17 protein-coding genes and 3 pseudogenes are annotated in these 21,359 nt (G+C 64.4%); 11 read left to right on the forward strand and 9 right to left on the reverse strand.

Features of this window, described 5'->3' with window-relative positions; translation table 11 throughout:
* Nucleotides 1-315 (forward strand): integrase core domain-containing protein (locus tag BLW78_RS29390; RefSeq protein ID WP_139307776.1); only part of this gene is annotated, 315 nt, incomplete at its 5' end.
* On the opposite strand, the gene BLW78_RS31150 is transcribed toward BLW78_RS29390, so the two are convergent.
* Nucleotides 222-1,196 carry a hypothetical protein gene (locus BLW78_RS31150; protein WP_139307777.1) on the reverse strand — a complete coding sequence of 325 codons (975 nt, stop codon included), beginning with the start codon at nucleotides 1,194-1,196 and terminating at the stop codon, nucleotides 222-224. The genes BLW78_RS29390 and BLW78_RS31150 overlap by 94 nt on opposite strands.
* 386 nt (nucleotides 1,197-1,582) lie before the next feature.
* Here BLW78_RS31150 and BLW78_RS29400 point away from each other — a divergent pair, with 386 nt between their 5' ends.
* Both BLW78_RS29400 and BLW78_RS29405 read left to right on the forward strand, forming a co-directional pair.
* Nucleotides 1,583-2,527, forward strand: a complete 945-nt coding sequence (locus BLW78_RS29400; protein WP_139307778.1) for a plasmid recombination protein — start codon at nucleotides 1,583-1,585, stop codon at nucleotides 2,525-2,527.
* Nucleotides 2,528-2,790: 263 nt separating this feature from the next.
* Nucleotides 2,791-6,249: a DEAD/DEAH box helicase gene (locus BLW78_RS29405; protein ID WP_091683742.1), complete on the forward strand. Its 3,459-nt coding sequence runs from the start codon at nucleotides 2,791-2,793 to the stop codon at nucleotides 6,247-6,249.
* Between the two features lie 30 nt (nucleotides 6,250-6,279).
* On the opposite strand, the pseudogene BLW78_RS31925 reads toward BLW78_RS29405, so the two are convergent.
* A pseudogene (locus tag BLW78_RS31925) lies at nucleotides 6,280-6,458 on the reverse strand (transposase); the annotation flags it as partial.
* 487 nt (nucleotides 6,459-6,945) lie between these two features.
* Here BLW78_RS31925 and BLW78_RS31155 point away from each other — a divergent pair.
* Nucleotides 6,946-7,542 (forward strand): hypothetical protein, encoded by a 597-nt coding sequence (locus BLW78_RS31155; RefSeq protein WP_139307779.1) that lies wholly within the window; start codon nucleotides 6,946-6,948, stop codon nucleotides 7,540-7,542.
* 27 nt (nucleotides 7,543-7,569) lie between these two features.
* Here BLW78_RS31155 and BLW78_RS31160 read toward each other — a convergent pair whose 3' ends face one another.
* The 3 genes from BLW78_RS31160 to BLW78_RS31165 form a co-directional block, all read right to left on the reverse strand.
* Nucleotides 7,570-7,914 carry a hypothetical protein gene (locus BLW78_RS31160; RefSeq protein ID WP_139307780.1) on the reverse strand — a complete coding sequence of 115 codons (345 nt, stop codon included), beginning with the start codon at nucleotides 7,912-7,914 and terminating at the stop codon, nucleotides 7,570-7,572.
* A 27-nt stretch (nucleotides 7,915-7,941) separates the two neighbouring features.
* Nucleotides 7,942-8,685 carry an FkbM family methyltransferase gene (locus tag BLW78_RS29410; protein WP_091683744.1) on the reverse strand — a complete coding sequence of 248 codons (744 nt, stop codon included), beginning with the start codon at nucleotides 8,683-8,685 and terminating at the stop codon, nucleotides 7,942-7,944.
* Between the two features lie 155 nt (nucleotides 8,686-8,840).
* A complete protein-coding gene (locus tag BLW78_RS31165; RefSeq protein WP_139307781.1) occupies nucleotides 8,841-9,272 on the reverse strand; it encodes a hypothetical protein in 432 nt (143 codons plus the stop codon).
* Nucleotides 9,273-9,633: 361 nt separating this feature from the next.
* Between BLW78_RS31165 and BLW78_RS29415 the strand changes: the two are divergent.
* The 3 genes and pseudogenes from BLW78_RS29415 to BLW78_RS29425 all read left to right on the forward strand — a co-directional run bounded on the left by BLW78_RS29415 (nucleotide 9,634) and on the right by BLW78_RS29425 (nucleotide 12,651).
* Nucleotides 9,634-10,809, forward strand: a pseudogene (locus tag BLW78_RS29415) (IS256 family transposase).
* Nucleotides 10,810-11,255: 446 nt separating this feature from the next.
* Complete coding sequence (locus BLW78_RS29420; RefSeq protein WP_091683746.1) at nucleotides 11,256-11,897, forward strand: GDSL-type esterase/lipase family protein; 642 nt, start codon at nucleotides 11,256-11,258, stop codon at nucleotides 11,895-11,897.
* A gap of 250 nt (nucleotides 11,898-12,147) precedes the next feature.
* Entirely contained in the window at nucleotides 12,148-12,651 is a 504-nt protein-coding gene (locus BLW78_RS29425; protein ID WP_091683748.1) for a hypothetical protein, read from the forward strand.
* Nucleotides 12,652-12,767: 116 nt separating this feature from the next.
* On the opposite strand, the gene BLW78_RS29430 is transcribed toward BLW78_RS29425, so the two are convergent.
* Complete coding sequence (locus BLW78_RS29430) at nucleotides 12,768-13,841, reverse strand: FkbM family methyltransferase (RefSeq protein ID WP_091683750.1); 1,074 nt, start codon at nucleotides 13,839-13,841, stop codon at nucleotides 12,768-12,770.
* A gap of 428 nt (nucleotides 13,842-14,269) precedes the next feature.
* Nucleotides 14,270-14,506 carry a hypothetical protein gene (locus BLW78_RS29435; RefSeq protein ID WP_139307783.1) on the reverse strand — a complete coding sequence of 79 codons (237 nt, stop codon included), beginning with the start codon at nucleotides 14,504-14,506 and terminating at the stop codon, nucleotides 14,270-14,272.
* Between the two features lie 381 nt (nucleotides 14,507-14,887).
* Between BLW78_RS29435 and BLW78_RS29440 the strand changes: the two genes are divergently transcribed.
* Complete coding sequence (locus BLW78_RS29440; RefSeq protein ID WP_091683760.1) at nucleotides 14,888-15,931, forward strand: SGNH/GDSL hydrolase family protein; 1,044 nt, start codon at nucleotides 14,888-14,890, stop codon at nucleotides 15,929-15,931.
* Nucleotides 15,932-16,060: 129 nt separating this feature from the next.
* On the opposite strand, the gene BLW78_RS29445 is transcribed toward BLW78_RS29440, so the two are convergent.
* Both BLW78_RS29445 and BLW78_RS29450 read right to left on the reverse strand, forming a co-directional pair.
* Entirely contained in the window at nucleotides 16,061-16,441 is a 381-nt protein-coding gene (locus BLW78_RS29445) for an HNH endonuclease (protein WP_091683754.1), read from the reverse strand.
* Entirely contained in the window at nucleotides 16,438-16,713 is a 276-nt protein-coding gene (locus BLW78_RS29450) for a hypothetical protein (protein ID WP_244527103.1), read from the reverse strand. Before BLW78_RS29450 ends, BLW78_RS29445 begins: the two co-directional genes overlap by 4 nt.
* Nucleotides 16,714-16,843: 130 nt before the next feature.
* Here BLW78_RS29450 and BLW78_RS29455 point away from each other — a divergent pair, with 130 nt between their 5' ends.
* From BLW78_RS29455 to istA, 3 genes and pseudogenes are all read left to right on the forward strand, one after another.
* A complete protein-coding gene (locus BLW78_RS29455; protein ID WP_091683758.1) occupies nucleotides 16,844-18,406 on the forward strand; it encodes an ISL3 family transposase in 1,563 nt (520 codons plus the stop codon).
* Nucleotides 18,407-18,561: 155 nt separating this feature from the next.
* Nucleotides 18,562-20,118 carry an ISL3 family transposase gene (locus tag BLW78_RS29460; RefSeq protein WP_091683762.1) on the forward strand — a complete coding sequence of 519 codons (1,557 nt, stop codon included), beginning with the start codon at nucleotides 18,562-18,564 and terminating at the stop codon, nucleotides 20,116-20,118.
* A 142-nt stretch (nucleotides 20,119-20,260) separates the two neighbouring features.
* Nucleotides 20,261-21,178 (forward strand): annotated as a pseudogene (istA, locus tag BLW78_RS29465) (IS21 family transposase); the annotation flags it as partial.
* Nucleotides 21,179-21,359: the final 181 nt, after the last annotated feature.

Genomic DNA, 21,359 nt, shown 5'->3' on the forward strand with positions numbered 1-21,359 from the left:
CTGAGCGTCCGGCACGATCACGGCAGCCAGTACATGGCGGACGCCTTCCAGGCGGAGCTCGCGTTCCTGGGCATCGCGAGCTCGCCCGCCTTCGTGCGCGCCCCGGAGGGGAATGGCTGCGCCGAGCGCTTCATCCGCACCCTCAAGGAGAACCTGTTGTGGGTCGAGCACTTCGAGACGGTCGAGGATCTGCGACACGCGCTGCTGGCGTTCCGGGATCTCTACAATGAGACGTGGCTGATCGAGCGACACGGGTTCCGGCCACCGGCCGATATCCGCGCCGCGCAGCTTCCACCCGCGGCCATCGCCGCGTAGGCTTCAGGTCGGTGTCTCACAATCCGCAGGCGGTACAGCGCCTCGGTGCGGCGAGACGGCTGATCTGCATCGTTGCGGCGATCGTTGCAGCACGTGGCATAGTCGGACCGCGGCACAGAGCCGAGACCGCCCGACTGGGCGCCGCTCGTCCCGAGTGACGTCGTGTTGGCAGGAGAGCCGTCTATCAAAACGCTTGTCACGGGAAGCGAAGCATCTGAGGCCTTCTCCGATGCGGCGATCACGTGCGGCACGAGTATGTCAGTCGCGATAGCGGCCGGCTTCGGCTGCTTGGCAATGGACAGACGAACTCGGATCGATTTCCGCCTTGTCGGCTTTACCTGCGCAGGCTCTCCCGGCGTCACGGTACCTATTACCGTCACCTGCTGCTTCGTGCGCTGCTTCGAGATTTTGACGCGGTAATCCGGGTCGAACTGCCTTTTTGCGTGGAGGCCGACATCCGATGGCAGCAGGATTGCACGGATGATCGCCGCGTCGGGACGCCGCTCGACCGCTGCGGCGAGGACGACGCCTTCGCCATAACGCTCATCCAGGAGGGCGAGATGGTTCGCGATCCACGAGGCTAGAACGGTGGGATCGTTCGGAGCGAACCTCTCCGTCGTCGCGATGACGAGCTGCGTTCTGGCGGTCTTGCGCGTCTCGCCATCGCAGGTCGTGATGTACGCTTTCTCCGCTGCGCTCGCATATGCCTCACGGGCCGAGGCATGCTCGCCTCGCACCGGGAGGACCGCACCCGGCAAGGCATCGTGCGGTGCGAAGACATTATCTATGGCCGCTTCGGCTTCCCGGCGAGCGAACAGGTGGATATCGACCGCGTCGCCAAGCAAGTGGTCGTCGCTGCGGTCGTCGTGCTGTCTGGCCATAGCCGCCTCCGGTCTGCTCAGCAGGATCAGGAGAAGCATCGCAAGAGACAAGGGGCGACGAAGGCCTCATCAGATTTGTGCGGAATGGCCTGCGATGCTATCCGGTTGCACGCTGATTCTTTGGCAGGTGCTCTGATAGATCGGGGCCCATGATCTAGCTGGCCCTCTGCTATAGTCGGTCAGACTATAGCAGTGAGCTTGCGATTGGGCCTGGTTCCCCAACCGTCACTTGGCTCTTGCAAAGGTTCTTGCCATCCTCGGATCACCAGGAGGTTGGTGTGACCCGAGCAAATTTTTTTCATCTCGAGTGCTACGCCCAGGCCGGCTCTCGTGACGCGCGCTTCATACTCGCCGAGGCTGCTCGTGATCCCGACGCATGCCGTCACGTGGCAACCCCCCTGCCGCCGATCCCGATCTCCGGGCCGCCGCTGGCCGAGCTACGAGACCAAACCGCGCGGCTCGCCGAGGCGGCGCGGGAGACAACGAGTTCCGGTCGCGCACGCAAGATCCGAGCGCACCAGAAGATCCTACTCGGTGCAGTCGCATCGTATCCGGTTCAGATGGCCGAGCTTGATAACGCCACGGCGCAGGCCGCCTATAAGACATGGCAAAAACTGGCTGCCGCCTTCCTGCGGCAGCTGGCCGAGCCGCACGGGGCGCTGTGCACGATTGTTGCGCATCACGACGAGGCATATCCGCACCTCCACGCCCTGATCGTGCCGACTGAGCCGGCCATGAGAGCGAAAGCGCTGCATCCCGGCTACGCGGAAAGATTGGCCGAGGAGGCGCGAGGATGTGCGGCTGGCCTGTCGCCCACAGAGGCCGCTCGGAACGGGCGCCGGGCCTGGGGCAAGGCCATGCGGGCCATTCAGGATCAGTATCATGCGGAGGTCGGCGCACCGTGTGGACATAGTCGCCTATTGGTCGGTCGTGCACGCCTGAAACGAGGTGAAATCCTCGCCCTGCGCGCCGTCCATGACGCGCGCGACGAGGCCGTGCTTGCCCGCGACCAGGCCGTGCTCGCCCGGGATCGGGCAGAGCGTGACCGCGGTGTCATTGTGGCTGCTGCCAAAAAGCAGGGGTTTGCGGACGGGTATGAGAGCGGTTGGCGCGTTGCCGAGGCGGCGGTGGCCGACGACTTGAACGAGCTCCATCTGGACTTGTCCGAGGCCAACAAACAGGTCGCGATCCTGCACGAGGCTTGGACAGAGTCCGAACGGGGTAGGACTGCGCTCGAGGAGACTGTGGCCGAGCTCCGCGGGGAGATCGCAGGCCTGCGGACACCGCACGAAGAGGCGGACTTGGCGTTCAGATACGGATACGGGCAGTGAATGGTGGCGGACGATGGCGAGGTCGCTTACCGCATGGGACGAGGTCTCGATCGTCCCCGCTGATAGTCTTTGCAAATCGCGCATGCTGATGGCCAATGGCATGTTCCTCGGTTGGTCATGCAATGTAAATATGGCCGTGGGGCGCTAGGGAAGATGGCTGCGCGGGTAACTCTGCACTTGGTGCGTAGCTGATTGACAAGGGAGCCTCCTTCCCGTCGATTGCTGTCGATGCCGGCCCTTTGAGGGAGCTCCGCGGTAAACCTATGGAGCGTTACAGCGAACAGGACATTCTCGCAGGAGTTGGGCGGAAAGCCTTCGAGGCCGCGCTGGAGTATGCGCGGGAGGGCCGGGTTCTGGCTCTTGAAGAGGATGGTAAGATCGTGTTCGGGCAGGTCCGCGGCACAGCGCGCCGACCCTACGAGCAGACGATCGAGATCGGAGAGGGCGTACGCCGCGGCTTCAGCATCGCGGGAGAATGCACCTGCTCTGTTGGCTTCAACTGCAAGCATGTCGCGGCCGTGCTCCTCCACGGTCTTCGTTCGACGCAGAGCTTTGCTGATCCCTCGTCTGAGCAGCGCGTCGCGCGGCTCCTCACTGCGCCGGTGCAGCGCTCCGCCACATCGCCTAACCAAAGTGTGATCCCAATGCCGGGCTTGGCTGCGTGGCTGGACGAGCTCGACCGAGCCCAGGCCACAGCCGAGGAGAGCTATCCCGCCAGCATCGCGCAGCGCCTCGTCTACGTTCTCAGCCCGATCCCGTTTGGCCAGGGTGTTCCCCGGCTCGGCCTCCGACCCATCTCGGCGCGGTTGCTCAAGGACGGCCGCTTCTCAGGCAATAGCCGCCCTTACGATCCGAGCTCGGCGTTGTCGGGGCTTCCCGCCAAGTTCCTGCGGCCTTCGGATCTGCGGATCCTGCGTGCGGCGACCTTGCTCCGACGCGACTATGGCAGCTACGGGGGGTACGGGAGTGGCGGCGTCAGCCTCGCTTGCGACGGGGGCGCCGCGATCCTTGCGGACGTTCTCACCACCGGGCGGGCGCGCTGGCTCGGCCTCGACGGGCCGGCGCTCGCGGCCGGACCGCCACGTTCGGGCCGGATCGTTTGGCAGCCAGCCGGCGAGGCCGCTTTGGCACCGCAGCTCGAACTCGATGGCGGGGCCATCGCACTCGCCGCCACGCCTCCGGTCTACGTCGATCCCGAGCAGGGTCTTGTCGGGACCGTCGAGACGGGTCACCCGCCGCGCATTGCGGCGACGTTGCTGGCCGCTCCAGCGGTGCCCGGCGCGGCGGTGGCGGCGTTCAACGCCGCCTTGGCCCAGCGCGCCCCCCATCTGGCTGCCCTGGCGGCCCCGGAACCGAGGCGGGAACGCTTGGCCGGCGTCCTGCCGATCCCGGTCCTGAGCCTATTCGCCGCCGATCTGCCGCCGGAGAGGGCCTCCCCCTACAGCTACTATGGGTACGGCGCGCCGCCCGTGCCCGAACGGGTCGGACTGGGGCGCCTCTCGTTCCGCTACGGTCCCGTGACCATTCCGCTCGGCGAAGCTCACCCCGTGGTGATGCGGCTCGTAGCCGGACGCTTGATCGAGCTGCATCGCGACGGGGATGCAGAGCGACGCGCCGTCGCTCACCTGCTGGCTAACGACTTCGTCCCCTTGCCTGAACGACGCGCCCGGGTCCCCGACGCGCACGCGCGCGACTTCGTCCCGGAAGGCGACGACCTCGCTTGGCTCGACGCGCAGTTTCACACCCTGCCCCAGCTTCATGCGGAGGGTTGGGAGATCGAGGTCTCCGACGATTTCCCGGGCCGGCTGGTGCGGGCGGGCGAGCGCTTCGAGGCGGAGGTCCGCGAGGGATCAGGCATCGACTGGCTTGAACTCCATCTCGGCGTCATGGTCGACGGCGAGCGCATCGACCTGATCGGCCCGATCGTCGCGATGATCGCCGCACCGGGCTTCGATCTCGCGATGGTCGACACGGCGGAGGACGACGAGGCCGCCTACCTGCCCCTGAGAGACGGACGCATCCTCGCCTTCCCGGCAGCGCGGCTAAAACCGATCGTGGCCGCGATCCGCGAGCTCGCGCTCGGCAATGGGGCAGGCGAGGGTTGCCTGCGCCTCAGCCGCGCGGATGCTGCCGGGCTTGCGGACTTCGAGGCGACCATACCCGATACGATCTGGCGTGGCGGTGAGCGCGTGCGTGAGATGGGGCGCCGGCTCGGCGCGGCCGGTGGTATCCCGTCGGTCGTCCTGCCGCCCGACTTCCGCGCGACACTGCGGCCCTACCAGCAAGAGGGCGTGTCATGGCTGGCCTTCCTGGGCGAGGTCGGCTTCGGCGGCGTGCTCGCGGACGACATGGGGCTCGGCAAAACGGTCCAGGCTCTCGCCCTGCTGGCGATCGAGAAGGCGCAGGGCCGGCTCGACGGTCCGGCTCTCGTGGTCGCCCCGACCAGCCTGATGGCGAACTGGCGCCGTGAGGCGGAGCGGTTCGCGCCCGATCTGCGCGTTCTGACGCTCCACGGCCACGATCGCGCCGATCGTTTCGGCGCGATCCCCGACAGCGACCTCGTGCTGACGACCTACCCGCTGATCGCCCGCGATCACGCCGTGCTGGCGGCGCGCACGTGGCCGCTGCTGCTCCTCGACGAGGCGCAGACGATCAAGAATCCGGATGCCGCGACGACGAAGCTGCTGCTCGGGATTGAGGCCCGCCATCGCCTCTGCCTGACCGGAACCCCGTTGGAGAACAATCTCGACGAGCTGTGGTCGCTGTTCGCCTTCGCGTGTCCCGGCCTGCTCGGTGACCGCAGGAGCTTCGCTCGGGTCTGGCGCAACCCGATCGAAAAGCACGGCGACCGTGAGCGCAGCCGGCTGCTGGCCCGCCGTGTGAGGCCGTTCCTGCTGCGCCGGACCAAGGAGGAGGTCGCCCGCGAGCTGCCGCCGAAGACCGAGATCGTCGAGCGCATCGACCTTCAGGGTCCGCAGCGTGACGTCTACGAGGCGATCCGGCTCTCGATGCATGCGCGCGTCAGCGCGGCGATCGCCGAGCGCGGCTGGGCGCGCAGCCGGATCATCATCCTCGACGCCCTGCTGAAGCTGCGCCAAGCCTGCTGCGATCCGCGCCTCCTGAAACAGGCCAGCGCGGACGACAAGGCTCTTCCGCCGAAGCGGAACGCGGCGTGCAAGCCGGCGACGCGGTTGGCCGGTGCCGGGTCGGCCAAGCTCGACCGCTTGGAGGAGATGCTGGTCGAGCTGCTCGCGGAGGAGCGGCGCATCCTCGTCTTCTCGCAATTTACCTCGATGCTCCGCCTGATCGAGGAGCGGCTCACGAAGCGGGCGATCCGCTACGCGCTCCTGACAGGAGCGACCCGGGATCGAGAGGCGGCAATCCGGCTGTTCGAGGGAGGCTCTGTCAGCATCTTCCTCGTCAGCCTGAAGGCCGGAGGGACAGGTCTCAACCTGATCGCGGCCGACACCGTGATCCTCTACGATCCGTGGTGGAACCCTGCGGTAGAGGACCAAGCGGTCGATCGGGCCTACCGGATCGGACAGACCAAGCCGGTGTTCGTGCACAAGCTCGTGGCGAGTGGAACGATCGAGGAGAAGATGGAGATCCTCAAGGAGCGCAAGAGCGCGTTGGCGCAGTCGCTCTTCGACCAGGACGGCACGCCGACCCTCGCCATGACGCAAGCCGATCTCGAGCTTCTGCTCTCGCCTGAGCTCCAATAACGCTGCCTCTTGCGGGTGACTGCAAGGCGAGAACAGCAGGCTGGGCGAGAGGCCGTAATGGTAGGCGACGAACGACACGGGAGAGCCGGGATGCTGGCCTTGCTCGACGGAGGGATCTTCTGGGTTGTGGGCCAGCGACGTCGGCGGTGAACGCTGCGCAGGATCCCCCTGCCCCAGCGAGGCGGTCGGATTGACTCACCTGGCCTCATCGACCGGCATGCACCTACGACTTCGCGACCGATGCCGCCTGTTCGGTCCAAGGAGGGCAGTTCCCGCGGCGCTAGGGCTGCAACCTTGCAAGCATCTTGGTCTTCTTCGCCGCGAGAGCATTCTGGCGGAGGTAAATCCCTACCCGTACTCGCGCTGAAAGGTTTGAGCCCGGTCGCCGATGATAGACGCGCCGAACTCGGGCCACGGCATCAGTCGGCCAGATCATCTCAGATCGCGGTAAAAAATGCACAGAACCACTCCTTCACCACTACAGTTTTGCATATTTGCCGCCGTGTTGTGTTTTTATCACATTTTCGGCGCGCAGGATCTTTTACGAGCTCCATGTTTTGTGGGTGTGAAAGCATGCGCGCGCATATATTTGGCGATAGCCACGGTAATTATCTTTTCGCGAGAACCGAGAACACCGTTCTCCATTGCATTCCTGGACGCACTATGCATCGCGTCGGTCGCGATGGAGCCGCTGACATGCTCCGGCAGATTCAGCCGGAGCCTGATGATGTCATTATTTTCGTCTTCGGCGAGGTCGATGTTCGCTGCCACATGTTACGTATCGCTACTTCAAAAGGTTTGTCCCTTCAGGCTGAAGCCGATGATCTAGCGACGCGCTACATCACAGCCCTCACTGAAGCAATAAACTATTTCCCACATCGACCGAAGATCTGTGTGATGGGCATTGTTCCACCTATCGATCCGTTGGTACCGAATCCTATACTGCCTAACGTCGGCACGCTGGCCGAACGGCTTGTGGCGTGGTTCCTGCTCGATAAAGCTCTGGCGGCACGGGCGCATCAGGCCGGCTACACATTCGTCGCGATTCCGAGGAGCTACCATTCGCGCGACGGCTCCCTGAAGCGACGCTATAGCGACGGCCACGCTCACATCGCCAAGGACTGCACCGAAGCAGCTGTTCGTGCCGTCGAGAAGTCCCTCGGTATCTCTCTGGGATTCCGGCCACTTCCGATATGGCGCAACATGCTGCGCGCGGCGACTCGCCAACTCGCGATCCTCAACAAGGACTACGCTGTTCTGTGGACGCTCGGTGAAGCCAACGTGGATGGATAATCGGCAAGGCAGCCCCCAAGTTCGGCTCTAATTTGCCATGGTGCACTGTTGCTGATTGATGCTTTCCTGACGTTCGACATGAGCTCGGAACTCGATAAAAGCTGCTCGAAGTTTATCAAGATGAGCTTCATTGCGCGCGCGGGACACGTTGCATCCATTATCAGGGACGTATTTCGTCGCGTACATCGCTGCCATAGCCCGCATTTTGCTCGCAGCCAGAGCAAGATCCGCGGTCCACTCGACCTCGTGCCGGACCAAGTGGATGCGTCTTGCGATTTCCTTAAGCTGTAATCCAAGGGCGCTGCCGTCGCCCATAAGTGCAAATATCTCGATTATCGTGTCGACGATGGGAATGACATTTTTGGTGGCCATGCGTCAATTCTCCGTCTCTTCAGCCGGTTACGCTGCGTCACCATATTTAACGTACCAATCGTCGAACATTGAAAAATTTGTAAATTTCCTCCGATAACCCCATCGGCTCAGAGCATCGTATATGTCTTGGCGCTTATCGGAATAATTGTGTTCTATGCTCAAGAGCTTTATATTGTACTCTGAGAAATCAAAACTATTTAATACATCGAACTCGCCCCCTTCGATGTCGACGCTCATGTAATCTATATTTCTGGGAGCTTTGGCCGCCGCTAGGAAGTCGCTCAGCGATATGGTTTCTACGTCGTAACGTGCGCCGCCTGTTCTATGTGAAGACTGGAAATCCACATCTGTGAAGCTATCGAGTGTCGATAGCTCCGTGACATCCGTTTCATGGAAGCTTAGAGAAAGGCCGCCCTCTTTGTAGATACACTTATTTGATATATAACACGAGCGGTTGGCGTAGAGCTTCTTGTGCCAGATCCTGCCCGGTTCGGCGACCGCTCCTTGCCAACCGAACATTTTCTCCAAGAGAAGTGTGTTGCTTAATGTTCTGCCGTCGCAAATGCCAAATTCAACGAAGTAGCCTTCACGTTTCTCCCCGGTTTCGTAGAGCACCCACAGGTCTTGAAGAACTTGTGAATTCGAGTATGCAGCATGTTTCGCAGCGAACGAAAGAAAGCTGAGCTCGTCTGAGTACAGGTGAGGCCTCGTTTCCAGCTTTTCTCTGATCCCGAGAAGAGACATGAAAGTGGTTAACAGCTCGGTTTCCATTCCCTGATTGGTCTCCTGATCGAATCTATCCGTTGGATCGTAATTTCAAGGGGGAAGTTTGTGTTGTTGCGATTATCTTGCGCTCATAATTATTTATAAAAGAGGTTTATTGACGCTTGAGGCATCTATTATGGCGCCAATATATCGAAGTTTTGTTAGATTTCACCCTTCAAAACCTTTGTTACCGCAGTGTGCAGCAGCGAATGGCGGGCCGCTTGAGTGCCATCATTTGGAATACATTGGCTGATATTGATTACTTCTCGATTAAATTTCTTCTTATCAAGTCCGAGCGGTCGTATGCTCTTCATGACAGCATTTAATACGCAATCGAGTGTTTTCATGCGCTCTTCCGACGCTTGGGACTCTGACTGGAATTGCTGAATAGATAGTGCTGCATTCTTGAGTTGCGCGTTATCTTCTTCTAAGATTTTCTTGCGCAATCGCAATTCAGAAATTTCACTTTCTAATTTCTTTATAACCGCATCCTTCAATTCGCATTCTTTGACTAAAAACTGAATTCCCAGCTGCGATCGGTATGCTTTCGCGAAAAGATCTACGGAAAGTTCTTGCGCCATTTTGCCTCCCATCTTTCGTCTCTTCTCGTTTACCTGGTCCGCGGTCGTTGGGCCGTCCCCGTTTACCGTTTCGGCCCAATGCGTGTCCTTAAGCTGTCACAGCTTGGTTGGCGAATGCGCTGGGCGTCAAGCCGCTCAGCGCCAAGCGAAGTGTGGAGTCCGGTCTCTCGCGCAAGCTACTCCGCATCGCCGGTCGGTTCGGTGCGTGATTGGGTCGTGTCCCTGGAGGTGGTGTAGCTCACCGGTAGCGGGAGAGCCCGCCTGCGCGCCCTTCACAGCGCTGTAGCAGGCGGGCTCTCTCGCGGGGTGGTCATCGGCGGTTGCCGGGTAGGGTCGGGTTGCGAGCACCAACCTCGAACCCGAGAGACCCCCGATGACCGACGAGATGATGGCCCTGCGCGGGCTGATGGAGAAGAGCGCCGACACAGATCTCCTGCGCGAGATGATCGGCTTTGCGGCCGAACGCCTGATGGAGCTGGAGGTTGGTGGCCTGACCGGCGCGGCCCATGGCGAGAAGAGCGCAGAATGGCTGGTCCAGCGCAACGGCTACCGTAACCGGGATTGGCAGACGCGGGCCGGCACGGTCGAGCTGCGCATTCCGAAGCTGCGCAAGGGCAGCTACTTTCCGGGCTTCCTGGAGCCGCGACGCATGGCTGAGAAGGCGCTCACGGCTGTGATCCAGGAGGCCTACATCCAGGGCATCTCGACCCGCTCGGTTGATGACCTCGTCCAAGCCATGGGTGGTACGGGCGTGTCGAAGAGCCAAGTCAGCCGGCTCTGCCAGGAGATCGACGAGCGGGTCGGCGCGTTCCTGGAGCGTCCGCTCGAGGGCGAGTGGCCCTACCTCTGGATTGATGCGACCTACGTGAAGGTGCGCCAGGACGGACGCATCGTCTCTGTCGCCGTGATCGTGGCGGTCGGTGTGAACACTGACGGCCGTCGCGAGGTGCTTGGCATGGATGTCGGCCCCTCCGAAGCCGAGACGTTCTGGACGGACTCTCTCCGCAAACTGGCGCGCCGGGGCTTGCGCGGGGTCAAGCTGGTGATCTCGGACGCCCACGAGGGCATCAAGGCGTCGGTGGCCAAGGTGATGAACGCGACCTGGCAGCGTTGCCGCGTCCACTTCATGCGCAACGTGCTCGCCCATGCCGGGCGCAGCGGGCGGCGTGTCGTCTCCGCCTTCATCGCCACGGCGTTCGCTCGAGGCACGACGCCGAGGCGGCCCGTCAGCAGTGGCGGCGCGTGGCCGATCAGCTCCGGCCGAAGGTCCCCAAGCTCGCCGCCTTGATGGACGAGGCTGAGCCGGACGTGCTGGCCTACATGGGCTTCCCCACCCAGCATCGGGTCAAGCTGCACTCCACGAACCCGCTGGAACGCCTGAACGGTGAGATTCTTCCCCAACGAGGCGGCTATCACACGCCTTGTGGGCGCGATCCTGCTGGAACAGAACGACGAGTGGGCCGTCCAGCGCTCCCGCTACATCACCCTGGAAAGCATCGCCCCGATCGGCGATGATCCCCTCGTCAGCCTGCCCAACCTGGCAGCCTGATCAATCCGACCCCGGCCGGTGATCGTGGTGGCCACGCCGAAGCTACACCACGCCAGGGGACACAACCCGTGATTGCCGCTGTACTGAAATGGAATCCTATTTGGACCCAGTGGGAAGCTTCGCGGCATGCCCACGGCGTGTTGCAGCGAACTCAATTTCCTGCGCGAGAGCGGACGGAAGCTCCTCGAGGCTGCACGGCCGCAGCCCAAGGACGATCGAATCCGCGCCCTCGGTCGAGTCGAAAAGCTCGTATCGGGGCGGCTTTTGGCACGGCTCTTGGCTTGCGAACTGGTGGCCAAAACTGGGGACTTGTGCGGCCATTCCAAAGCTCCTTATGCCGCCGACCCCAACTCGTGGATGCTGTCCAAGCTCGACGGCGTGGCACGATCAGACCCGTCGGCGTACAATGCCGTATCCAAGAGGCCCGGGCTCCGAACGAAGCGCGCATGAACCTGCTCCACATGATCCGGGCTTCGTTGGAGCGAAGATCGGCCCGCGCTCAGCCCACCCTCGCGACCACGGCCGGCACAGAGCCACGTAAATCGATCCTGTTCATGGGAGACTCGATCACAGCTCTTTGGGGCATGCATCGTACGACGCTGTTCGTCGAGCACGGGTTTGTAAATTGCGGCATCGGTGGCGAGATGTCCGGTCAAGTTCGAGCTCGGCTCGCGCCTGCGATCGCAGAGACGGGGCCTGCAGGCGTACATGTCCTGTGCGGGATCAACGACATCGCCCACCGTGCCGCCCACGGCGAGGATATGGATCCGCGGGGCAATATCGCCGCCATGCTCGCCGAGGCCCGGGCACTCGGCCTGCGGACCTGGGTGGGATCGCTTACGCCCGCCGATTGGTTGGTCTGGGGCGGCATCGATCCTCGGGATGAGATCGCAGCCATGAATGGCTGGCTCTGTAATCACGCAGCGAACACGGGCGCAATTTACGTCGATTATCACGCGGTCTTGGCGACGCCTTCCGGCAGCCTGAAACCGGAATACAGTGAGGATGGGCTCCATCTTACCCCTGCAGGTTACGCGGTCATGGAGCCGGTTCTCCTGGCCGCGCTCGGATGTAACCGCATTGGCTAACGCTGGCTGCCTCCGTGGCGGAGAAGATCGAGCGCGTCATAAAATGTTCACGGCCGGGCGCGCGTGAAAGGCGGTGTCTTCGGAAGCGTGGGTAGCTGCGACTGGCACGGCCGCGATGGTGGATTGGACGGACCGAGGTCGCCCGGACAGGCCAGGCGCAGGCGTGTTGCATTTTGAAGAGCGTTGGTGGAGCAGGTTTTTCCTGGTCCGAGGCGCCTGTCTCGGCTCGGAATGGAAGCGTTAGAGACGCTTGGAGATGATTTTGTTTGGAAGGGAGGTCGCGCACGCGCAAGAGCTGCACCTGCTCGCGATGATCGCGGAGTTGCAGGCGCGGTATAAGGGCACCTTCGCGCGCGAGGATGGCCTCGTCGCGGAGCGCGAGGCGGCCCGATCAGTGGCGCGCTCCATGACCCGAGCTCGGGATGAAGTCCTTCAAGAATGCCGTGCGGCGCTGGCGCGAGAGGCCGCGCTGAAAGAGGAGATCGCAGGCTTACGCGCGGAGCTGGCGGAGGCCAAGTCTGCCTTGCTCGATGCGCGCGATGGGGCGCTGGCTGAAGCCAACGCCCGTGCGGAAGCCACACAGATCACGCTGACCGCTTTGCTCGCGAGCATAGGCTGGCGTGGGCTGCAGCGGCGCAAGTTCCGGGCGTTGATCGCCGAAGCTGCCCGAACCATCCCGGATGAGGGCCCGGCGGCCGTACAGCACCACATCCTGCTGACCGAAGTGCGGAAGGTGTTGAACTTGGACGAGTGAGCAAGACTGTGGGAGACCCGGCCGGGGCTCTGTCTGCTCGAAGCGCAGGCGGTGGGCTGCGCGGCAGCCGTCGGCTTACCGCGCAGTCGGCCCATCGTTTTTGCGGACGGACGCGCTTAGAACACCTGAACCTGATCGAGGTGGAACGCAGCGTGCTCTGTGAGCTGGAGACGCACGTAGCGCGCTGGGACCCCCTTGAGCATCACCCGCAACGGCTTCGTGGTCGCGCCGCCAAAGGTCTGCCCGGCTTGGTCGTGCACGAGTTCCCATGTCTCGCCGTCCCGAGAGAGCAGCACCTGCAGCGTGCGCGAGCGCTCACGGCCGGAATCCATGCGGTTGAAGATCCGCACCTCGTTCAGGGGATGGATGGCTTCCAGGTCGAGCTGCCACCATGGCCCGTCCTCGAAGTCGGTATGGAACCCGAACTGGCCCGTGATCTCGCCGTTGACGGCGCCCCCGGGACCCTTGGCGGTGTGGAAGTACGACCACTCGCCGAAACTGCTCTGCGTTGCCGGCCGGTTCAGCGCGAGGTTACCGTCGTACGCCGGCAGGTGCTCCGCCTCACGTTGTGGCCGGGAGTAGAATGCCTCTCCATGTCCCCAGCGATCCATCGATAGCCATCGCGGGGACAGACCGAAGGTCGCCAGGAAGTCGGTGATCTCACGGTACGTACAGCCGCCCTCGTAGAGGGGCTGCTCGCTGACCTCGATGTAAACGCCGTCCACCGCAGGCAGGCTCTGGCGCGCGCCCTGCAGGACCCGCAGGTCCGCACCCTGCGCGTCGATCACCAGCAGGTTCGGCACCCGCCCGGCGCAGTGCTCGGCGACGATCTGGTCGACCGTGGTCGTGACCATGCGCTGCACACCCGTGTAGACGATGTCCGGGTGGTGCTCGGCATGCGCGCCCAAGGCAAACAAGCTTGAGGACTGGCCGCTGTTGCTGGCGACGTTGAACAGCACCTCCTCGCCCGGCCGCTCGGCGCAGACCGCCCGGATGGCCTTGTGGAACGGCATGTCGGTGAGGTTGGCCTGAAGGATCGCGAAGGCGCTGTCGACCGGCTCGACGTACAGGACCGGGCTGGCGCCGCTCGCCGCGTAGTCGTTCCGCTCCTGACCCTCGTTCGCACCAACGTGGAGAACGCTCTCCACCTCGTGGCCGGCATGGCCCATTTGCAGCAAAGCTTCCAGCATCTCGGAACCTAATTCTCACTCGCGCGAAAGTCGGGCAGATCCGACTCGATCAGCAATTCTCGTGCGGGCGTAGGCGAGAACTGGCCATCTCTCACGACCGCCAATCGTATCCGGCGGGTGCAATTCTGCTCCGAATAGGCCAAATCACGCGAATCTGTCTAGGTTCAGGTGGGGTGAGGTAGGCGGTCATCGATCAGGTCTGGTCTGGTCTGATGAAAATTCAGGGGCGCGTGGGCCTTGATCAGGGGACGCTAGCTCTCCCCGAGCCGGCCCAGCATCCTCGGATGCGAGAGGGCTTAGGTACAAAAAATCGCTGCCCCGCGACCGCGAAGCACCCCCGAGCAATCAGAGGTGACAAACGGCCGCGATGCCTTAGGGCGTCTGCACCAGGTCGCAAACGCCATTGCCAGGAGGCGTAGTCGAACCGCTCAGAGCCTTCGAGCGGCCTCATCCGCTGGCTCCGGGCCTCCCGGCGGCTCTAGTTGGGCGACCATCGCGAGCAGCTCTTCGTCCGTCCGGGCACCGCGTTCATCGACCCGGTACACGCCCGCGATTCCCGGGATGGCCTCGATGAGGTGTCCGGCAGCACGCAGGGTTGCGATGGCCCTCTCGATCTGTTCGCTCGACATAAGGTCAGGGTACCGCCTAACCACGAGCCCGTCCACCGGCCGGCGGCATCCCTCCGGCATCTCGCCGGGCGCCTCCATGGCGGAACGAACGGGTGTGGGCGCGCTGCCCTTTGCGAAACCGCGGCTTGCAAGCTTCGCGAGCCTATCAGACGCCGTACCGGCCGGCGAAGGTTGTAAAAGGCGTCGGCGATCGTTTCACGAGGATGGCGAGGGAGCTCCAGCTGGGGTCGCAACGGAAGCTCAGCTGCGCTAGGCGGAATCTTCGTGGCCGGACTGGGCGATCTTCCCCGATCCGTCGGGGGGCGGCACGTGGCATCCTGATGAATGCTCTGTCCTATGGCGTCGGTCGACCCGCATGGCCAGAGGTACGCCGACCGGCACCGGCATATCGACTGAGAGCTTCAAGGAGCGATGAGCATGGCCGAGCGTGAGACGGACGAAGAACGGAGCGCGCGCCGTAAGCGCTTTCTCGATATGTTTCCGTACTTCAGCCCGGATAGCCGCTACCCCGCGCCCTATACCCAGTTCGCCGGGAAGCCCGGCAAGCAGGTCGCAAAGAATGGGTGGAGCTACGACGCGCTCGGGTACCGCAACGCGGTGCACGCAGATGCGCGGCCCGCCTCGGAGACGTTGCGGGTGTTCGTAGTCGGCGACAGCACGATGGTCGAAGGTCACACGATCGCCGACACAGTCCCAGGGCTGCTGGAGGCGGCGCTGAGGCGGACGCACGGCCCGGGCGCGCGCGTCTACAATTTCGGGGCGATATCCGCGTGCCTGAATCAGATGACGACCCTGATCACGATGCGGCTCGCTGAACTCCAACCGGACGTCATCCTGGTGGTCGGCGGAGCGACCGACATCTTCCAGCCCTGGAGCTTCGATCCGCGCCCGGGCGTCCCGTTCAACCACTTCGTGACGGAATGCATCGCTGAATATCTGTTCGACCCCAATCCGTCTGTCATGGAGGCGGCGGAATTCTCCTACGAGAATATGCAGGAAGAGATCTTCAATCGGTTGCATAACCTGCGGACGCTCCTGCAATGGCAAAGCGAGCCGTGGGAATGGGAGGTCGTGCGCCAGTTCGAGTTGTCAGCCAAGCGGCTTGCCCGCTTGTCACGGGGCGTGGACGCGCCGATTCGGTTCATTCTTCAACCGTCCGTAATCCGCAAAACGGACTTGGTCGGTGCTGAGCAGAAGGCGGCTTCCGAGCACTTCCTGAAGTACCTCGAGCAGCAGTACGGCCGGTTCGAGCGGGTCTTGCGCGATCTCGCCGGAAGTCCGCTGATCAGGCCGGGCTTTGCCGTGCGAGACATGGGCCGCTTCTTCGAGGATGAACAGCGCGAGATCTTCACCGATATCGTCCACTATACGGTAGAGGGGCGTGAACAGGTTGCGGAGGCGCTCGCGGCCGAGGTCGCCGAGGTCCTCGCTCTAGAGGCTGCCGCGGATCTGGCAGTGTGATGCTGGGCCACCTGACCCAGCTTGGCTCACGTGCGCCCCGATAAGGTCACCGGCCTGGCGAGGGGCCAATCCAGTCAGAGGCTCACGGAGCGCCTGTAGTCGGTGACGCCGTATCGCTTGCGCTCGGCCTCATCGCAGACGCTCACCTGTGTCGCGGCGGACGAGACCACCGCCGATCAGCCGTTTGAACGGACTGGCGCGGCTGCCCGGCAGCGGCCGTCGGTGCGGGTCGATGACGCCGGCGTGGCGATCGCGCTGGCGGCGCACACGCGCGATGACACTGATATCAAGCACCGTCTTGGCGGCGTGGCATGGTCGGCAGAGAACCTGACAATTCTCGAGCGAGGCGTCCTCGGTCAGCGCCGCCGGGATGATGTGGTCGTAGTGGAAACGTCCGACCTGCAGGGTGCATGGGCAGCGGCTGCCGTTCGTTGACACTCCCTCGCAGCGGCCGTCGGCGCGCGCAAGCGCGGCGCGCTGGACCGGTTTGCTGAACTCCCGGCGCGTCATTGCGGCGCCTCCGTGGTCGGCTTGACCGTTAAAACCGCCAGGTCTGCGGTGACCGCCGCGCGGTCCGCTGCGGTTTCTGCGAGGCGATAGGCGTGCAGCTCAACGGCGCCCCGCTGCGCGCAGGCGGCGAGCCAGCCCAGGTAGCCGGGGTCGCCGGCCTCGCAAGCGCGGGTCGCGACGAGGTTGGATTGCCCTTCAGCGTCGCGGCGCACCGCGAGGACGACAGCCGAGTGATCAGCGACGAGATCGGGCTGATCGAGTTCGTAGACCACGACGACATAACGGCGACCCGAGATGCCGCGCCAGACGCTGAGTGTGTTTCGGCGTGCAACTTTGGCTCTGACTCACTCTCGCTGATGTCGGCGGCGTTGAAGTTGCGGATATCCACGATGGAGCCGCAGCATGAGCCCTCGCTTCACGCCGTCGAGCCTTGTACCTGCCGGACTCGTCGTCGATCACCTCGATGTCGGCACCAATCGGATCAGTCTGGTCGTGAGGTCCGGATCTACGACGGCGACGTGCCCAGACTGCCGGACCTCTTCACGTCGCATCCAAAGCCGCTACCAGCGCCGTGCCGCCGACCTGCCGCTCAGTGGTCGGCGCGTCGAACTCCAAGTCATGGTGAGACGCTTCTGGTGTGATGCCGCGGCCTGCGGGCGGCGGATCTTCGCCGAGCGCTTCTCCGAGGACGTCCTGCCTACCTTCGCGCGACGCACCTCGCGGCTGGAGCAGATCGTCCATCACCTTGGGCTCGCACTCGGTGGTCGGCCCGGTGCAGGCCTCGCCCAGCGCCTGATGCTGCCCGTCAGCCGCGACACGCTCCTGCGCGTGATCCGCCGTCGGGCGACGACACACTCTGATCCACTCAGCGTCATCGGCATCGACGACTTCGCCTGGCGGCGCAACCACCGTTACGGCACCCTCGTCTGCGATCTCGAACGCCGCCGCATCGTAGCGCTCCTGCCCGACCGCGAGCAGGCCACCGCACAGACATGGCTGAAGATGAACGGCTCGATCCAGATCGTCGCCCGCGACCGCGGGGGTGGGTATGGCGAGACCATCGCCCGTGCTCTGCCGCAGGCTATCCAGGTCGCCGACCGGTGGCACCTCATGGAGAACGCCAGCCGTGGCTTCCTCGATGCCGTGCGCAGGTCGATGCGACAGGTTCGTGAGGTCGTCGGCGCAGCCACGATCGATCCAGCGCTGCTCACTGCAGCCGAGCGCATCCAGTACGAGGGTTACCTACGACGGGAGGAGGCGGACGCGGCCATCCGCGCGCTCGCCGAGGCAGGCGTTCCGATCCGCCGGATCTGCCAACGTCTTGGCCACAGCCGCAAAGTGGTGCGTGCGGTCCTGCGTGGGGAGCGTACCGACGTCTTCCGGGTCCGCCAGAGTTCGCTCGACGCCTATCTGCCCTGGCTTGATGCCCAGTGGGATGCTGGCAGCCGCAACGCGACCGAACTTTGGCGCAGGGCACAAGGACAGGGCTTCCGAGGATCGCTGCGCGTGGTCGGGGAATGGGCTACGCGGCGTCGACGCGCCGAGCAGGCCAAGATCGAACGGCTGCAGCGTGTGCCGTCGGCACGAACCCTGGCGCGATGGCTGACGACAGGTCGCGACCGCTTGGCCAAGGCGGAGACGCTGACCGTGGCTGCCGTCGAGGACGGCGTGCCGGCGCTGGTCGAGGCGCGCGAGGTGGTGGGCGCTTTCCAGACGATGGTCCGGGCGATGGCGCCGGACAGGCTCGAAGGGTGGCTCTCGCGGACTGGCGCAGGCCTCGTCGCCTCGTTCGCCCGCGGAGTCGGTCAGGACCGAGCTGCGGTTCTGGCAGCGATCACGTTGCCATGGTCGAACGGCCAGACAGAGGGGCAGATCACCAAACTCAAGCTGGTGAAGCGCCAGATGTACGGCCGCGGCAAGATCGACCTGTTGCAAGCTCGCCTGATCGGCCTCACCTCCGGATGATCAGCGAAAGTGCGCCAGAGTCCAACTTTGACCCCCTGAGGCGGGGGATCGGCGTCCAATTCTGGTTCTTCCGCAGGTTCGGTGCTGAGCGCCTTGTGAAGCGTTGATCCCTGGGGTGGCGGAGGGAGAGCGCGATGCGGATCTCGAACCCGTTATTGCCCTCGGTTTCAGAAGGTGTGCAGGTCGACGAGCTTGCGCTGAACGCCGATGCGCTGACGATCACGGCCAGGACGACCGCAGCCCGCGCAGCCTGCCCGCAGTGTGGGCGATGGTCGGCCCGGGTGCATAGCTCGTACTGGCGAACCCTGAAGGACCTGCCCTGGCAGGATCGCTCGGTCACGTGGCGGGTGAAGGTGCGCCGCTTCCGCTGCAGCCATTGTCCGGGCCGCATCTTTGCCGAGCCTGTTCCCGGCCTCGCCCGTGCGAGGTCACAGCGCAGCGATCGCTTGGCGGAGGCGCAGACCGATATCGGCATGGCGCTCGGCGGCGAGGCCGGCGCCCGCTTGTCGCGACGGCTTGCCATGCCGGTCAGCGGCGACACCGTCCTGCGGCTGATCCGCCGTTGCAAGAGCGCAGGGTGCGCGTCCGCGCGTGTGGTCGGGATCGACGACTGGGCTTGGCGGCGGGGCCGGCGCTACGGCACGATCGTCTGCGATCTGGAACGGGGTCGCGTCCTTGATCTCCTGCCCGGCCGCGCCTGCGAGCCCGTGCGGGATTGGCTTGCTGCGCATCCCGGCATCGCCGTCGTCAGCCGGGATCGAGCGGGGCCGTACGCCGAGGCTGCGCGGCTCGGCGCGCCGCAGGCGGTCCAGGTCGCGGACCGCTGGCACCTTCTCGTCAACGCTTCCGAGGCGCTGCGTTCACGCGTCGAGCGGCATCAGGCAGAAATCCGGGAGGCCGCCCGCCAGGCAGCGTTCCAAGACGCTCCAGCCGCCATGGTCGCGCTCGCTCCTGCTGACCTGCCTCCGGAGCAGGATAATGGGCACGGGGGCGGCCGGCGACGACAGCGCTGCGAGGCGGCGCTACGCCTGCACGGTGAGGGCGTGGCGATCAAGACGATCGCGCGCACGCTCGGCGCCTCCCGCAACAGCGTACGACGCTGGCTGCGCGTGGGAGCGTTCGTGCCCTATCGCCGGGCGCCGGCCCCGAGCCGGCTCGATGCTCATCTGCGCTTTGTCGAGGCGCGCTGGCAGGAGGGTCAGCACAACGCGGCGGGCCTGTATCGCGAGCTTCGCGCCATCGGCTTCGAGGGCGGCTACGAGATCGTCCAGCGCTGGGCGAAGCGACGGCGCCGGGGCCTTCCAACTCGACCGCCCTCGGCCCGCATCCCGTCGACACGCCGCATCGCGCGGTGCCTGATAAGCGATCCGGCCAGCCTTCCGCCCGCGGATCGCCGCTTCATCGCAGCGCTGTGTGCTCTTGCGCCCAGGCTGCAGGCCGCGGCCGAGCAGGTACGCGGCTTCGGGGCAATCCTGCGCGCCCGCGATCCGGCCGCATTGACGCCGTGGCTGGAGGCGGCCGCCGCGAGTGAACTCGGTGGCTTCGTCGCCGGGCTGCGGCAGGACGAGGCCGCTGTCCACGCGGCCATCGGCGAGCCGTGGAGCAACGGGGCGGTCGAGGGGCAGGTAAACCGCCTGAAGCTGATCAAGCGCTCCATGTACGGCCGCGCCGGCCTCGACCTGCTCCGGCAGCGCGTCCTTCACGCCGCGTGAGGCGGAGCAGAAACCGCCCGACAAACCAGACCGAGCCCCTCCCACCGTCAGCACCGAACCTGCGGAAGAGCCCCAATTCTGACCCCCTGAAGCTTGCTCTCGCAGACTGCCCTTCGGGACTACACCGAACGGGTGGTGGGGGATGAAGGGCGTGGACACGATTGCGCGCATTCGGCGCGAGTTCTTCACCCGCGGCCGCGCGATCAAGGACATCGTCCGCGACCTGCACGTCTCTCGCAACACGGTCCGCAAGGTCATCCGTTCGGGTGCGACCGCCTTCGCCTACGAGCGCGAGGTGCAGCCCTTGCCCAAGCTCGGCCCCTGGCGGGATCACCTCGATCGAATGCTGGCGGCGAACGCTGGCAAACCGCCTCGCGAGCGTCTGACCCTGATCCGGATCTTCGAGGCCCTGCGCGGGCTCGGGTATGAGGGCGGCTACGACGCAGTGCGCCGCTACGCCAAGAACTGGAAGCGTACGCGCACGGCCGTCACCGCCCCCGCCTTCGTGCCGCTCGTCTTCGCCCCCGGCGAGGCCTATCAGTTCGACTGGAGCCACGAGATCGTGCTGATCGGCGGCACGACCACGACGGTCAAGGTCGCCCACGTCCGGCTCTGCCACTCGCGCATGTTGTTCGTGCGGGCCTACCCGCGCGAGAGCCAGGAGATGGTCTTCGACGCCCACGACCGGGCGTTCGCCTTCTTCCGCGGCACCTGCCAGCGCGGGATCTACGACAACATGAAGACCGCGGTGGAGACGATCTTCGTCGGGCGCGAGCGCGCCTACAACCGCCGCTTCCTGCAGATGTGCTCGCACTACCTCGTCGAGCCGGTGGCCTGCACGCCCTCATCAGGGTGGGAGAAGGGTCAGGTCGAGAACCAGGTCGGGCTGGTACGCGAGCGCCTGTTCACGCCGCGCATCCGGGTGAAGAGCTACGACGAACTGAATGCCCTGCTGCTCGACGGGGTGATCGCCTTCGCCAAGGCCCATTCACATCCCGAGGAGCGGGAACGCACCGTCTGGGAGCGGTTCGAGGCCGAGCGGGCAGCGCTGGTGCCCTATGCTGTCCGCCGTCAGCACTCCTGAGACAGATTGAGGGTCTTCACGAACGGAGGATGGCTGGTTCATCGTAGCCCAGGAGCGAAGATGAAACAGACGTCCGGGCCGGCGCGGAAGCCGGCAGAAGCCGTGATCAAGGACATCCGCCGCGCCACGCGCCGGCAGTTCTCGGCGGAGGAGAAGA

Source organism: Methylobacterium sp. 275MFSha3.1 (assembly GCF_900108435.1).
In the GTDB taxonomy this organism is placed as follows: Bacteria; Pseudomonadota; Alphaproteobacteria; order Rhizobiales; family Beijerinckiaceae; genus Methylobacterium.

What these genes read in the sequence shown, in the direction of transcription:
- BLW78_RS29430 (WP_091683750.1), bottom strand. Translation starts at nt 13,841, where the DNA reads ATGCTGGAAGCTTTGCTGCAAATGGGCCATGCCGGCCACGAGGTGGAG.
- BLW78_RS29445 (WP_091683754.1), bottom strand. Translation starts at nt 16,441, where the DNA reads ATGACGCGCCGGGAGTTCAGCAAACCGGTCCAGCGCGCCGCGCTTGCG.
- BLW78_RS29440 (WP_091683760.1), top strand. Translation starts at nt 14,888, where the DNA reads ATGGCCGAGCGTGAGACGGACGAAGAACGGAGCGCGCGCCGTAAGCGC.
- BLW78_RS29420 (WP_091683746.1), top strand. Translation starts at nt 11,256, where the DNA reads ATGAACCTGCTCCACATGATCCGGGCTTCGTTGGAGCGAAGATCGGCC.
- BLW78_RS29405 (WP_091683742.1), top strand. Translation starts at nt 2,791, where the DNA reads ATGGAGCGTTACAGCGAACAGGACATTCTCGCAGGAGTTGGGCGGAAA.
- BLW78_RS31165 (WP_139307781.1), bottom strand. Translation starts at nt 9,272, where the DNA reads ATGGGAGGCAAAATGGCGCAAGAACTTTCCGTAGATCTTTTCGCGAAA.
- BLW78_RS29410 (WP_091683744.1), bottom strand. Translation starts at nt 8,685, where the DNA reads ATGGAAACCGAGCTGTTAACCACTTTCATGTCTCTTCTCGGGATCAGA.
- BLW78_RS31160 (WP_139307780.1), bottom strand. Translation starts at nt 7,914, where the DNA reads ATGGCCACCAAAAATGTCATTCCCATCGTCGACACGATAATCGAGATA.
- BLW78_RS29455 (WP_091683758.1), top strand. Translation starts at nt 16,844, where the DNA reads ATGAGCCCTCGCTTCACGCCGTCGAGCCTTGTACCTGCCGGACTCGTC.
- BLW78_RS31155 (WP_139307779.1), top strand. Translation starts at nt 6,946, where the DNA reads ATGCTCCGGCAGATTCAGCCGGAGCCTGATGATGTCATTATTTTCGTC.
- BLW78_RS31150 (WP_139307777.1), bottom strand. Translation starts at nt 1,196, where the DNA reads ATGGCCAGACAGCACGACGACCGCAGCGACGACCACTTGCTTGGCGAC.